This window comes from Nocardia sp. NPDC050712 (genome assembly GCF_040654295.1).
Taxonomy (GTDB): domain Bacteria; phylum Actinomycetota; class Actinomycetes; order Mycobacteriales; family Mycobacteriaceae; genus Nocardia.
This window is the reverse complement of sequence record NZ_JBFAHT010000002.1, coordinates 581,486-595,412: the sequence shown is the minus strand read 5'-3', so window position 1 is coordinate 595,412 and position 13,927 is coordinate 581,486. Positions and strand designations below refer to the sequence as shown.

The following is a 13,927-nucleotide window of genomic DNA, read 5'->3' as shown; positions in this document are numbered from 1 at the left end:
ACGACAGGTGTGCTCCGCTCGGCACGGACTACGCCATTCCCCCCGCCAGCAGGTTCGCTCGTCGGCGGTTCACCCGTTGCGGGTGAGGCGCGCGGAACGGTCAGCAGGGAAGAGTCGATCGAATACCCGCTTCACCAGAAAGGCTGCGCCATGACAGACGCACCATTCGATGTCGCGACGCTGCTCGTCGAGTTTCTGTCGCGCGGATGAAAGCGGTCCGCGTGGCGCCGACGATCGCCCGGCTCCGCGGCACGCCCGCCGGCCGGACGCTGTGGCGCGTTGTCGACGGCCTCGTCGAGATCCAGGTCGTCGATCGCGCACTCGCGTTGGCCGCGCAGATCTTCACCTCGGTCTTGCCGGTGATCATCGCCGCGTCGGTGTTCAGCGGCTGGCACACCGCCGCCGATGTCATCAGCGATCAATTCGGCTTCGATACCCGGACTTTGGAACTGGGTGACGCGGCTACCTCCTCGGATCCGTCGCTGGCCGCTTTCGGCGTGGCCGGATTCGTGATGGTCGTGCTCAGCGGGACCTCGTTCGCGCGGGCGCTCGGCCGGGTCTACGGCGCGGCCTGGCAGGTGCCCTCGATGGGGCCGCGGGACGCATGGCGGTGGCTCGCGACGCTCTTGGCGGTCGCGCTGGCGGTCGGGCTGGTCGGGCAGACCCGCGATCTCGCGGGCCTCGACTACGCGGGGCGTCCGCTCGCGCTGCTCGGCGAGACCGCGATTTGGACGCTGGTCTGGACGCTCGTCCCCTTCCTGCTGACCAAGGGCGCGCTGTCCGGACGCGTGCTCTGGGCGACCGGACTTCTCAGCGCCGCCGGTTTGACCGTGGTGCATGTCGCGGGCCGCATCGTGCTGCCGCGGACCACGGCCAGCGCCCAGCAGCACTTCGGTCCCCTGGGCCTGGCTTTCACCTCGGTGAGTTGGCTTTTCGTGATGTCGGTGGTGATCGTGGGCGCGGCGTCGGTCGTCGGGGCGCTGGCGGCGGACGAGTCGGCGATCGGTCGTTTCCTGCGTGGCCCGGATCGGATCGACGGAACTCCGGCTCAGGGGTGAACTTCCGGCGGTCTGGCCACCCGTTCCACGGCAATCAAGGCGACGACCGCGGCCAGGACGGTAAGGACGATCACCAGCCCCGTCGGATATCGCCAGAACACGACGACGACCGCCGCGGCGAGGACGATGCCGACCCGCAGCGGGCCACGAACCCGCCAGACGGCGGCTCCTACCGACTGCGCGATGTGGCCGGCGCTCCGGGACCGCGCCCGACCGAACATCCCACTGATGGATCCGCGGATGGCGACCGCAAGCCTGGCGGGACCGAGCAGGAAGCCGACGAGCGCGGTGACCACGGCGAGCACGAACACCGCCCGCAGCGTGTTCCGCAGCGGCACGAGCAGCGCGTCGATCACCACCGTCGCCGATTCCCGGGACAGCACACCGGCAGGCAGCGCCTGCAAATATGCCGAGCGCGCGACGGCGATCGCCACGGCCAGCAGTGCCATCGCAGCCACCATTACGACGCCCACCCACGAAAGAGCGCGCAGGCGGCGACCTTTCGGCGCGACCAGCACAGCACCCACCGCGGCGAGCAGGGTGACCCAGGGCAGCACGCCGGCGACCCGATCGCCGAGTGCCACCCAGCGCCGCGCTTCGACGAGTTCAGGTGATCGGAACACGACGAACGATTTGTCGATGGCCGGTACCTGCTCGGCGAGGGTGAAACCCCGCGCGAGCAAAGCCGTCCGCACGCGTTCGATCATCGGAGCGAGGGACACGCTCACCGCTCCGCTGTCATCGGCGCTGAGGGCCGCGGGAGCGTCGCCGGCCAGGACCGCGGCCAAGCGGCGGTGTGCCTGCCGGTTGACCTGCACCCACAGGTCACCGAATTGCTCCGAGGTCACCACCGATTCCGCGGTGTCGTGCACGAAGTCGCGTGCCTGCGTCCCGATCACCGGGGCCAGGCCGATGACGGCGGGTGGGATGCGCGGGCGGTCCGCGGCCAGCTCGGCCAAGGCCTGAGCGGCCAGGGTTTCGACGTCGAGACGTTCCATGATCGCGTCGGTGATCCGGTCGGCCAGCCCGGCTTGCACAGCGGGATCGGTCGCCAGCGGCGCGACGGTCTGGACATAACGATCGGTATCGAGCAGCTCGCCGCGGGCGAACCGTGCGAGGACAGCGGCCGTTCCCAGGATCGCCACCAGGACCAGCAGAACCGCGGTGGCGGTCCAGCGCAGCCGTGCGCCGCCCGTCGCCCGAGACGCAGCGAGGTCGCTCGGGGACTCGGGGTCCATGCCGCCTCCGATTCTTCCGACGCGTCAGGGGGTGACGATCGAGAAGTCCTTGTCGCCGGGATCCAAGAGCGCCACCAGGCGCTGGAAGGTGGAGTTATCGCCCGTGAGAGTGCTTCCGGTGTCGGCGAGCCTGCTCTCGGAGAGTCCACCCAGCAGCAGCGCGGACAGGTTCGTGCTGGTCGTGGTCAACGTCGCCTCGGCTTCGCCCGGCTGCGGGCGGGCGCTGTAGGTGAGCACGCCGTTGGCCAGCGTTACCCGGTAGCGCTCGTCGGTATCGGTGAGCACGATGTCGATCGCGAGCTTCTCGTCCCACGCCTTGGGCCCGTCGATCTGGATGGCGAAGGCGTCGAACAGCATGGCCGGGGTGAGCTGGGCGAGCACGTCGGGTGCGTTGGTCTCGGTGGGCGTGCCGAACTGGCCGTCCCGCAATTCGGTCGCACCGGAGAGATAGAAGTTGCGCCAGGGCCCGTTCTCGGCACCGTAGCCGAGCTGTTCGTAGGTGTCGGCCAAGAGCTCCCGGGCCTGGGCGTGGTCCGGGTCGGCGAAAATGACATGGTTGATCACTTGGGCGACCCACCGGTAGTCGCCGGCGTCGAAGGATTCGCGAGCCTTGGTGACCACCGCGTCGGCGCCACCCATGAAATCGACGTAGCGCTTGGACTGTTCGACCGGGGTGTGCTCCCACAGGCTGGCCGGGTTGCCGTCGAACCAGCCGAGGTAGCGCTGGTAGATCGCCTTGACGTTGTGGCTCAGCGATCCGTAGTAACCGTGTGCGCACCAAGCGTTTTCGAGCGCGGGCGGCAGCTTGATCTCCTCGGCGATTTCGGGGCCGGTCAGGCCTTTGTTCATCAGCCGCAGCGTCTGGTCGTGCACGTAGGCGTACAGGTCGCGCTGGGTGGCGAGGAAGGCGCGTACCCGGTCGTTGTCCCAGACCGGCCAGTGGTGCGAGGCGAAGACGACTTCGGCGTCCCCGAACAGGTCGATGGTCTCGGTGATGTAGCCGGCCCAGCCGTGCGGGTCACGTACGACCGCGCCGCGCAGGGTCAGCAGGTTGTGGAACGTGTGGGTAGCGTCCTCGGCCGCGCACAGCGCTTTGAAATCCGGGAAGTAGACCAGCATTTCCGACGGCGCCTCGGTGTCGGGGGCCATCTGGAAGATCATCCGGACACCGTCGACGGTTTCCTCGTGCCCGGTGGTGGTGATGAAATCGGTCGGCGCGATGAGCGAGACCGTGCCCGTGGAGATCGTCTGGCCCAGTCCCCCGCCGACCTGTCCCTGCGGGCCGCGAGCGAGCGCGGCGCCGTACATGTACGCGGCGCGCCGGTTCATCGCCGTTCCGGCGTAGACGTTCTCGGCCACCGAATGCTCGACGAACCCTTCGGGTGCGAAGATCTTTACCGTGCCGTCGTCCACTTCCTGCTGGGAGACAAAACCTTTCACGCCGCCGAAGTGGTCGGCGTGGGAATGGGTGTAGATGATCGCCTTCACCGGGCGATCGCCCCGGTGCTGCCGATACAGTTCCAGCGCCGCCCGGCCGGTCTCGACCGAAAGCAGGGTATCGACCACGACAACACCCTCATCGCCTTCGATGAACGAGGTGTTCGACAGATCCAGGCCGCGCACCTGATAGATGCCGGGCACGACCTCGAAGAGCCCCTCGATCGCGGCGAGGGTGGACTGCCGCCACAGACTCGGGTTGACCGTGTCGGGCGCCTCGCCTTCGAGGAACGAGTAGGTGTCGTTGTCCCAGAGGACGGTGCCGTCCCCATCGGTGACCGCGTTGGGGGAACGCCGGGCGATCAACCCTCGGGTGGCATCGTCGAAGTCCTGGGTGTCGGCGAACGGCAGCTGCCGCAGCAGCGCCTTGTTCTGGCGGACGATGGACTCGGATGCCGGTTTCGGTGTCGCAGCCATATCCACAGCTTGCGGGGCCGGCGAGTCGCTTTCCTCACCCGAAAAGGATGAAATGGGTCCGGGCCGCGGCTCGGGGCTTCAGCCGCCGGCGTGGAGCTGGGGATGAGCGCCCTCGGGGGTGTCATCGTGCGCGAAATGGTTGATGATCGCGTAGAGGGAGTAGGCCACTGTCGCGCTGGCCGCCAACGGCCAGGCCAGATTCGCGTACCAATCGGCGATATGGCGGCTGTCGAGGAATGGATAGGCGATCCGCTGCAGTCCGCAGCCGGTACCCACCGCTGCGGCGAACAGCAGCACGGACAGCGCGATGTGGTCCGAACGGCTGATGTCGTCGAACCTGAGTGTGCTTGCGGTAGCGACGAATACGACCACGTTGGCGACGATCATGGCCGCGGCCGCCACCATCACATAGATGGCGGTGGTGCCCCCCATGTGCGCGACGAAGTGAACAGGCACACCCCGGGCCGGTGATACGGCGTAGGCGCTGTACATCACGATCGCGGCCGCGGCTCCGCCGCCGACGATCCACGGCAGGTATCGCCTCCGAACGCCGTACGCGGTGGCTACATGCAGGCACAGACAGCAGGCCGAGAAAAGCAAGAACGCATCCGCGACCAGAAGACCGAGGTTGGCAATCGGCATGCGACCCTGCAACGCGTCCGCCACCGGCTTGCAGCGCAGGATCCCATACGCGAACGCGATCGATGCGAGCGCCAAAGTCATAGGGCGAGACGAGGCCTCGCGCCACCGCCTGGCCCTCAGGATGACGGCTGTCCCCGCGAAGGCAAGGGCGATCGGCGGATAGACGTAGGCGTTCAGGCTCGCATTCCCTTCGCTATGCGGCGGTGTTGACGGCCGCTCGGGCTGTCCAGCGTCTCCTGTTGTCCGGTGGGGTAGATAACGTCGACATCTGCTGCAACTCTGTTGCCGAGCTCAGCGAGAAGCTGCATCGTGGTGGCTCCGGTCAGCGCGTCGCTATCATAGCTGCGCCGCTGCTCTTCCTTGGTGATCCAACCCGCCGCTACCAGGCCTGTTATCGGATTCGCACCGTAGGCTCGGGCTATTGCGATGATCGTCGCGGGGTTGTTCGCGGACAGATGGCGGGCGAGGGTGTTCCGGTCCATGCCCATTTTCGCAGCAATGGCCACATCAGCATCTCCGCTGGTCGTGACATCTTTCCATTGCCTCAAGCGGTCATCCATGCGATCGAGTGTGCGTTATATCTGAGCGGGTGTCAAACAGGTATATACGCAGCTCAGTTGGACAAAACCCTTCGCATACCAGTCATGTTCTGCTCACAATTCGAGCAGTTTTGCTTGCTTTGTGCAGCATCCAGTGGTCTACTTGTAGGGAGCGAAGCACACGGGGCATCCACACAAGCAAAGGAAGCGAGACATGAACAAGCGCCTCAGGCTCAGCTTCAGACCGGGCCTGCTCGACCTACTGAAGAGCCATTACGGCTACTGCTCGGATTCCGCCTTCAGCGCATACATAGGCGTCGATCGCAACAAGCTGAGTCGCGTACGCAAAGGGCAGCAGCCACCGTGCGCCTACATGATCACACAGGTCGCCAAGCTGCACGGCAGCCCGGATCTGAACGCCATCCTTGTCATAAAGTGATGCGCCACAATTGCCCCGAGGATTGTGAACCGGTTCGACTCCGGTAAGGGCAGCCACACCACCGGCTTCCGCGGCACCGCCACTCGTCGATCCGAGCGTGCCGCAGCGAGTTCCCCTGCCTATGCCAAAGAATGCCGCCCGTTCGAGTCGGGCCATGGGCGCGCGCAATAGACAGCAATCATCACTCCCAGAAATTTGCTCATCATGGATGCAAACGAAGCCGCTGTATGGACTCTCTACATTCAGAGTTCACCGAGGCCGGCGTCATGCAGTGGGCAGCCATTACAACGCTGGCAGCCCGCTCACAAAATAGATCGAAATGTCATGAAATCCCCGCGGACAACCCTCGATACTCTGTATTGGATGCAGTTCTTGGGTTCGCGATACGGCGCCGAACCTTGCCGATGCGGCTGCACTCACCGCCGCACAATCTACCGATCATGAGGTAATCACCATGAGTAACGACCTTTTTCGCGCAGCGATGCGGGCGCGTCGACACCAGCAGAGATTCGCCATCTCATCCGAGAGCGGAACACGGAATCGCAACTGGCTCAACCACTCTCATCGCTATCCGCCGCCGGTCAACGATCACATTCGGCAGACATACAGCGAATTGTCGGAAGACCGAGAAAGGTTGCTGAGCCCACGGCACAAATTCGACAAAAGACTACTCGATCGCCGGAGTCCCAATGAATAAGTGCCGTCTTCTTATCAGCGACCCCACGGCCTGACCGATGGCAGTCACGACAATCCAGACCTTGCTCGCGCGCCGCATCTCGACCATCACGATCTTCCTGTCGACCGCGGTCGCGGCCATCGCACTGATGGTGCCCGCCGACGCCCGCCGGGTCACCTCAGGATCCGCTTTGGAATTGCAGCTACTGGTGAACAACGCTTCCTGGGCGGTCACCTCCGGCGCACTGGCGGCCGCGGTCTGTGCGGTGCTGGTCAGCGTGTTCGGTCAACGTGGCGGCTGGCTGATCGCAGTGGTGGGCATGTCCACGACCGCGGTAGCGCACACCGTGTCCCGAGTGCTGCCCACCTTCTCGTTGACGGACTTGAACTACATCGATTCCGTGGCGGCCGGTGCGGTGATCGGGGCGCTGGGCGCCGTGACGATCTCCCGGCGGGACGCGCCCTTCGGCTTCCTCTTGGGCCTCACATCCGGCGTGCTTCTCGCCGACTTCACCCGACTGCCGGTCAGGATCGTCGACGGCGCACCGGCGGTCAATTGGTCATCGATGTCCATGCCCCCGACACTGCTGGTCATGGGCTGTGTCGCGCTCCTCGCAGTGTGCTTTCACAGAGCTCCCCGCAACCAGAAACTGGCCGACATCACACCCTGCGAAGTCCCGGTCCCGCCCGTCGCCGCAGCCCTGATCGCCACGGTGACTTTGCTCTTCGCGACCGAGCACCTCTCGAACAACGCCAACGGAATCACTCACATCGTTCTAGCGGTGGCGGTGCTGATCCCGACGCTGCTGGTCGCCGCATTGATGTTGCCGAACCGCGACGGCAGCGCCCTCTTGATCGCGATCATGGTCTCGACCGCGGGGACCGCCGTCAACGTCGCACGGCAATCGCTGTGGGCGACGCCCGTAATCATCGCGGCCGTGGCGCTCGGACTGTTCGCGGGCCGCGGCCGATCGATCTGGACCGCTGCCGCCGCCGCCACGACAGCGGCCCTCTACGCGGCGCTGACCGCCGATTCCACCGAGTCGTGGTGGCCGATCGCCGGCATCATCCTCGTCGCCACTCTCACCGGCCTGTGTTTCGGCTCGGCCATCACGACGGTCACCCCAGGCGCCCTGGTGGCGTCGGCCATGTTCTTCGTCCCCTCGCTGGCGATCGCGGCATACTGCCCCTCCGGCAAACTCATGGAAGGGCCGGTCCTGGGCCTCGATGACCGCTTCCGGCTCGACTCGAGCACCCCGGGACTGGTCGCCCTCGCCGTGTGCGCCGCATGCGCCTCGAATCTGCTCCTGCTCAGGCGGATTCGCACCTGAGCGGAAGGGCACGGCTGATGTGCGCGCGTCTTGTCGTCCGTCGGCGATCAGAATCGGCGAAACGTCCAGCTCCATCAGGAGGTGAGCGGCCAAGCGGTGTGAGATCCCCGCCCGCCGCGAGTTCGATTGCCGGAAATTAGCCACGTGTCGTAGGGTCGGCGCAGGCAGTTTCTGGGATCGAGGCCAGCCGATGACCTGGAGGCCACGGATGCGGGTGGATCGCCGAATCGTCGCGAAAAGCGGCGGCACGGACTGGCGCGGGCCGGCGCGGATTGCCGCGCAGTACGCGGCGGTCACCACCGCGGGTCTGGCACTCATGATGCCGATCAGCTACGGCTGGTTCGGGTTGGCGCCCTACAAGATCGACCTCATGGTTCGCGAAGTGCCGCGCGCGATGGAGGCGGGCGCCATGGTCGCGGTGCTGACCGCGGCGATGGTGATCACCGCGGGCAGTGGCCGCGCGGCCTGGTACCTGGCGGCGCTGGCGTTGCTGGGCATGCTGGCCAATCACACCGGCCTGCCGTGGATCGAAGTCGACTCACTGACGACGATCAACTACATCGACTCGCTGTGGGCCGGGGTCGTCATCGGCAGTCTCGCCCCCGTCGCCTGGACGAGTGCGGTCACCACGAGCGTCTTTCTGTTCGCCTGCCTCAGCGCCGCGATTCTGGGCGACATCGTCCAGCGGCCGACCGGCGGCCGAGCGGCCAACCCGCTGGAACGACTGCTCGGTGGCGCACCGCCGATCTGGCTGATCCTGACGGCTTTGGTCTTGGTCGGCCTCTGTGTGGTCGCGCGGTCGGTCGACGTCCCGGTCGCCGAGATCGACCACCAGTTCCCGCTGCGCAAAGTGCTGTCCGGTGTCGTGCTCATCATGACCGTCGCGTCGATATCGCGCTGGCTCGCACACAGCACCGGCACCTTCCTGATCGTCGCCGCCGCGATAACCCTGACAGTCCTGGGTTGCACCGTCGCCGCCCTGCTCCTGCCCGGGCGCGACGGCGTCGCGGTGCTGTTGCTGGTGGCGTTCGCCGCGTCGTCCAGCGCGGTGATCACAGTTCCGCGACCGTGGTGGGCCGACCTGCTCGCGGTGGCGGCGGTCGGGTTCGGTGTCGTCGCGGGGCGGCGATGGCCGTTGCCGGGCGTGGCGATCGGGTTCTCGCTGGCTTTGGCCGCCGTCGCGGCGCTGCTCGCGCTGCATACGACACCGAACCAGTTCGCTTCCGTGCTCGGCGTGTGCGCTATCGGCCTGGTCGGCGGCTACAGCGCCGCCGCCGCCGTGCCGCCCCGCGCGGCCAGTGCCGTGGTGGCCATCGCCGCGCTGTTCGTGCCCTCGGCCGCGGTAGCCCTGCGCGGCCGCTCCTTCGGGCAGGTCGCCTACTCCACCGAGTGGTATCGCTTCGCTCCGGACACCCACGACGCGGTGCCTGCCTACGCCGCGCTGGGCATAGGTGTGGGCGCCGGTGCGGCGATCTGGCTGATCCGGCGGCTTCGACAGCCGGAAAGAGCTGATTCCTAAGCGGTTTCGCTGCGGGCCGTCCGCAGTTCGGCACACGCTTCGGCGACGGTCGGGCACACGGTCAGCAGATCGACCAGCCCGGTCAGTTGCATCGGACGCAGCACCGCCGAGTGGTTCGCGACGATCACGATCCGGCGGTCCTGAGGGTTGGGCCGGGCCTCTGCCCCCAGCACCGAAAGCCCGGAGGAAGCCAGAAACGTCACTGCCTGTAAATCGACGGCGATGCCGCGGGCAGACCTGTCGTCGTTGCCGGCCAGCGCGTCATCGATGGCCGCACGAAGCTGCGGGGCGGTGAGCACGTCGACCTCGCCACTGACGCGCAAGACAGTCACGTCATCCAGTGCGGTCGATTCGATCGAGAGCAATGTCCCGGCTGTACGAAGGTCTCGCTCATCCTTCTGTTCAGCGCTTTTATCGGTCACCACGGGGAGTTTACATTGTATCCGCGACCGTGACGGTCGTCCTCGCGTGAGGTTCGGTACACCGTCAATCGGTGGGGAGCGAGTGCTCGAGCCGGTCGAGCAGGGCTTCGAGCGACTCTTCGAACTCGAGGGCGCTGTGATCCTCGGCCAGCTTCGATTCCAGACGGGACAGATTCGGGAACTCGGACAATTGATCGCCCCCCGATCGTTCCGGCTCCGCCGCCACGACAGTGCCACGGGCGGCGACCTCGAGCAGCAACTGCCCCAGCAGGAAGGTCGTGTACGTCCGGTAAGCGGAGACCGCGGCGTCGTCGCCGAACCCGTAGGACAGCAACGTGTCCAGAAAGGTCTCCATCCAGCGCAGGCTTCGCAGCGGCGGGCGAACCCAAGGCGCCTCCGGTGCGCGGGTCGCCACCAGCGGAAACAGCTCGGGATGGTCCAGTGCGATCTGACGGACACCGTGCGCGAGCCGAACCAGGAAGTCCTGCCACCCGTCTTCCTGGCGCCGCGCGGCGAGTTGATCGGCGTGCAGGTCGTCGACCAGGAGGGCAACCATGCCGCTGAGCAGGTCTTCGCGACTGTGCACGTAACGGTAGAGCGCCATGGCTTCGACACCGCAGGCCGACCCGAGTCGGCGCATGGTCAGCTTGCGCAGGCCTTCCTGGTCGACGAGGTCGATGGCCACCTCCAGGATGAAGCGGCGGCTCAACGGGGCGCGCGACTCGTCGTGATGTTCGTCCACCGAAACATCCCCTCACTACACGCGTTGAAGCAAGACCAACGGTCAGACTATTTCACTGCCAGCGCAGTCCCTAAACCGACGACCTCGCGATCTTGTCTCCCTGTACTACCCGAGCGGCGCGCGGCGGACACCACACCTGCGCACGGCGCGCCGACACGGTCGCCCAGGCCCACCTCGCCGCCTGCGTTCCTTGTCGAGAACAACCGGTGAGCTGTGAAGTTTACAAGGTAAACGCAGGCCGCTAGATTGTGTCGAATGTACGGTGAGGGTTCCGTCGGCGAACGTGACACCGAGGCCGACGATGCGATCGGCAAATGCCTGCTGGAAGCGTCATCGTCCGCCGGCTGGCAGGACTTCCTGGTTCGATTGGCGCACGGAATTCGTCGCCGGGTCGCCCTGGCCGAACCGAGCCTGTTTTCGCTGGCGGTAGCGCCGGCCCCGGAGGCGCCGTGGGCGCGGCCGCCGCTGGGCAATCTGCGATGGACGGAAAACTTCCTCGACGCGCTGCTGTCCTACGGCTTCGACGACGACGAGGCGGTCGCGGTATACCGCTCGTACACCACATTTCTGCTGGGGCAGTTGCTGCTCGAAGTCGCGGGCCGCGCCTCGGCTCCGGGCGCCGAGCCGACTCCTACCGGCGCGCTGTCGCAGTACCCGAACCTGTATCGGCTGCAGACCAAGCTGTCCCGAGACCACGGCGCGGCCGAGTTCGAGGACGCCCTGGAGGCGCTGCTGGACCGGATCGAACGCATGCGCGCGACACGCTGAATTCGACCGTGGCGCACGTTCGCCGGTAATTCACTCCGCCCCAAAGGAACCCACACTTCGGTAAGCGTCAGCCTGTTCCGGCTGCCGGCCGTCGCCTGATCGCGCGACGTCCGATCTCGAAACATTTCTCCAGCATCTGCCTGGGCGCGGCATGCCGTCCCTTGACGGTTACAGCTCGTATACTTATAGTTACGCGCTGTAAAGTTACAGTGACGGCAGTCACGCAGCTCGAAGGACGCCATGCCGATCAGCAGGACCGTTCCCCCGCCCGACCCGACCGCCGGCGACACCGTGCCGCCCGCTATTCCGCCCTACGCCTGGCGCCTCGTGGGCCTGCTGGCGGTGGCCAATGTGCTGAACTTCTACGACCGCGCCCTCCCGACGATCGTGGCCGAGGACATCAAGGCCGAGTTCGCGCTCAGCGATACCCGGCTCGGGGTGCTGATGAGCGGCTTCACCGTCGTGTACGCCCTCGCGGGCATCGTGCTCGGACGGATGGCGGATCGCCGGTCGCGGCGGGTGATCATGGCCGGCGGCCTCGTACTGTGGAGCATCCTCACGGCAGCCAGCGGTGGGGCGTGGAGTTTCGCGTCGCTGCTGATCTTCCGGCTGGGCGTCGGCGTCGGCGAGGCGTCGTATGCCCCGGCCGCCAACGCCACCGTCTTCGACATGTTCCCGGTCGAGAAGCGTTCGCGGGCAACGGCGGTGCTGCAACTCGGCCTGCCGCTGGGTCTGCTGCTGGCCTTCTTCACCACCGGCCCGCTGGTCGAGGCGTTCGACTCCTGGCGGACGCCGTTCTATCTGGCCGCGATCCCCGGCCTCGTGGTCGCCGGACTGCTGCTCGTCGTGCCGATGCCCGAGCGACCGCAGGCGACCGCCCAGCAGCTCGAGCAGGAACGTGGCGGTCGAGCGGTCTGGTCGCTGCTGCGCATCCCGACGATGTGGTGGCTGATCCTGGCCGGCATCGGCCTGCAGATCAGTAGCTATTCGGTGGCGACCTTCCTGGTTCCCCTGTTGCAGCGCTACTTCGGATTGAGCCTGTCCGCGGCCGGGATGGGCGCCGGCCTCGTCATGGGTGTCGCGGGCCTGGTCGGCCTGCTGATCGCGGGACCGATCGCCGACCGGGCCCGCCGCCGCTCCTCGGTCGCCCGCCTCGCCGTGGCCGCCATCGGCATGGCCGCCGCGGCCCCGCTCGCCTGGGCGGCATTCGGCCTGTCGCCGGGCAGCGCTGTCGCCTTCATCGTCCTGCTGTCGCTCGCCTCGGTCTTGATCAACATGGTGCAGCCGGTCGCGCTGCCCGCGGTCTCGGAGATCGTCGAGGCGCGTCGGCGCGCCTCCGCCGTCGCGATCTACTTCGGCGCCTTCTATTTACTCGGCGGCGCTTTCGGCCCGGTACTGACCGGCGCACTGTCGGAGCACTTCGCCGACGGAGCCAGCGCCACCGCCGAGATCACCGCCTCGGCGATCGGCCTGCACACCAGCATGGGATGGCTGATTCCCCTGTCCTGCTTGACCTGTGCGCTCGGCGTCGCCGGCGCGATGACCACTATCGAGCGCGACCGCCGCAAGGCCGCGCAACCGGAGGTAACCCGATGAAGAACCGGCACACCATCCGAGCCGTCCTGGCTCGGACCGGCCTCACGGCCGCACTCGCCGTCATGCTCACCGGCGTGAGTACCGCGCACGCGGCACCCAGCGCACCGGGATACGACCGCACCGCGGTCTTTCTCGGGGACGCGGGCGCGGTGAGCTATCAAGTCCATGTTCCGCCCGCACACTCCCCCGATCGCGCCCTGCCCTTGGTGGTCGCGGTGCACGGGTGCGGGATGACGGGCTACAGCCTGAACTCGATGAAGGACATGACCGCTCTCAACGCGGTGGCCGACCGCGAAGGTTTCCTGGTGGTCTACCCCTCCCAGGATCTGTCCCGCGGCATGCGCCTGAACTGCTGGAACGGCGACAACGCTGCCCATCAACGGCGTGGGGAGGGCGAGCCCGCGCTGATCGCGGGCCTCACCGAGCGGGTGATCACCGAGTACGGGGCCGACCGCGCCCGCGTGCACGTGCTCGGCGCCTCGTCGGGTGCGGGCGTCGCGGTGATCATGGGCGTCACCTACCCCGATGTCTACGCCACCGTGATGTCGATGGCCGGAGCGGAGTACAAGATCAACGAGGCCGGCACGAACGCGGCCGGTCAGCTCGACCCGGTCGATCTCGGACCCGTGGACACCGCGAAGCGAGCCATCGACGAAATGGGCCCGCGGGCCCGCCCGGTACCGGTCATGGTGGTCCAGGGTGACCGCGACACCACCGTGCCGCCCCTTTTCGCCACGCGTCTCGTCACCCACTGGGCGGCCATCGACGACCTCGCGATGAGCGGCAACCTCGACGGGCCGGTCGATGATGTCCCGGAATCGGTGGTGACGGTGAACGACCCGAACCAGCACTCGTACACGTACTCGAAGTACTACGCGCGCGGCGGCGACACCTCCCTGATCGACTACGTACTGGTGGCCGGAATGGCACACCGCTGGCCCGGCACCGGCTCCGGACCGCTCGTCGACAACCAGGGCCCCGATCTCGCCACCCTGTGGTGGGACTGGGCGAAAACCCGGAGCATGGCGTGATCACCGGCCTCGA

12 protein-coding genes and 1 pseudogene are annotated in these 13,927 nt (G+C 66.8%); 7 read left to right on the top strand and 6 right to left on the bottom strand.

Translation table 11 applies throughout. From position 1 onward, the window contains the following. The first annotated feature begins 206 nt into the window (after positions 1–206). Positions 207–1,058, top strand: a complete 852-nt coding sequence (locus AB0H76_RS13160) for a hypothetical protein (protein ID WP_357322005.1) — start codon at positions 207–209, stop codon at positions 1,056–1,058. On the opposite strand, the gene AB0H76_RS13155 is transcribed toward AB0H76_RS13160, so the two are convergent. The 4 genes from AB0H76_RS13155 to AB0H76_RS13140 all read right to left on the bottom strand — a co-directional run bounded on the left by AB0H76_RS13155 (position 1,049) and on the right by AB0H76_RS13140 (position 5,412). Beyond that, positions 1,049–2,296, bottom strand: a complete 1,248-nt coding sequence (locus tag AB0H76_RS13155) for a hypothetical protein (RefSeq protein ID WP_357322002.1) — start codon at positions 2,294–2,296, stop codon at positions 1,049–1,051. The two genes, AB0H76_RS13160 and AB0H76_RS13155, sit on opposite strands and share 10 nt — an antisense overlap. A gap of 24 nt (positions 2,297–2,320) precedes the next feature. Further along, entirely contained in the window at positions 2,321–4,210 is a 1,890-nt protein-coding gene (locus AB0H76_RS13150; RefSeq protein ID WP_357322000.1) for an alkyl sulfatase dimerization domain-containing protein, read from the bottom strand. Between the two features lie 78 nt (positions 4,211–4,288). Further along, positions 4,289–4,933 carry a hypothetical protein gene (locus AB0H76_RS13145; RefSeq protein ID WP_357321997.1) on the bottom strand — a complete coding sequence of 215 codons (645 nt, stop codon included), beginning with the start codon at positions 4,931–4,933 and terminating at the stop codon, positions 4,289–4,291. Between the two features lie 92 nt (positions 4,934–5,025). Beyond that, positions 5,026–5,412 carry a hypothetical protein gene (locus AB0H76_RS13140; RefSeq protein WP_357321994.1) on the bottom strand — a complete coding sequence of 129 codons (387 nt, stop codon included), beginning with the start codon at positions 5,410–5,412 and terminating at the stop codon, positions 5,026–5,028. Positions 5,413–5,605: 193 nt separating this feature from the next. On the opposite strand from AB0H76_RS13140, the gene AB0H76_RS13135 reads away from it, so the two are divergent. The 3 genes from AB0H76_RS13135 to AB0H76_RS13125 all read left to right on the top strand — a co-directional run bounded on the left by AB0H76_RS13135 (position 5,606) and on the right by AB0H76_RS13125 (position 9,355). Then, entirely contained in the window at positions 5,606–5,830 is a 225-nt protein-coding gene (locus AB0H76_RS13135) for a hypothetical protein (protein WP_357321991.1), read from the top strand. 734 nt (positions 5,831–6,564) lie between these two features. After that, positions 6,565–7,836, top strand: a complete 1,272-nt coding sequence (locus AB0H76_RS13130; RefSeq protein WP_357321988.1) for a hypothetical protein — start codon at positions 6,565–6,567, stop codon at positions 7,834–7,836. 208 nt (positions 7,837–8,044) lie between these two features. Continuing rightward, positions 8,045–9,355 (top strand): hypothetical protein, encoded by a 1,311-nt coding sequence (locus AB0H76_RS13125; protein WP_357321985.1) that lies wholly within the window; start codon positions 8,045–8,047, stop codon positions 9,353–9,355. On the opposite strand, the gene AB0H76_RS13120 is transcribed toward AB0H76_RS13125, so the two are convergent. Both AB0H76_RS13120 and AB0H76_RS13115 read right to left on the bottom strand, forming a co-directional pair. Next, entirely contained in the window at positions 9,352–9,777 is a 426-nt protein-coding gene (locus AB0H76_RS13120) for an anti-sigma factor antagonist (protein WP_357321982.1), read from the bottom strand. The genes AB0H76_RS13125 and AB0H76_RS13120 overlap by 4 nt on opposite strands. A 64-nt stretch (positions 9,778–9,841) precedes the next feature. Beyond that, complete coding sequence (locus AB0H76_RS13115; protein WP_357321980.1) at positions 9,842–10,519, bottom strand: TetR/AcrR family transcriptional regulator; 678 nt, start codon at positions 10,517–10,519, stop codon at positions 9,842–9,844. A gap of 342 nt (positions 10,520–10,861) precedes the next feature. Here AB0H76_RS13115 and AB0H76_RS13110 point away from each other — a divergent pair. The 3 genes and pseudogenes from AB0H76_RS13110 to AB0H76_RS13100 all read left to right on the top strand — a co-directional run. Next, positions 10,862–11,287 (top strand): annotated as a pseudogene (locus tag AB0H76_RS13110) (TetR/AcrR family transcriptional regulator C-terminal domain-containing protein); the annotation flags it as partial. Positions 11,288–11,527: 240 nt separating this feature from the next. Further along, a complete protein-coding gene (locus tag AB0H76_RS13105; RefSeq protein ID WP_357321977.1) occupies positions 11,528–12,883 on the top strand; it encodes an MFS transporter in 1,356 nt (451 codons plus the stop codon). Beyond that, positions 12,880–13,914, top strand: coding sequence for a PHB depolymerase family esterase (locus tag AB0H76_RS13100; RefSeq protein ID WP_357321974.1), 1,035 nt, complete (start codon positions 12,880–12,882; stop codon positions 13,912–13,914). Before AB0H76_RS13105 ends, AB0H76_RS13100 begins: the two co-directional genes overlap by 4 nt. Positions 13,915–13,927: the final 13 nt, after the last annotated feature.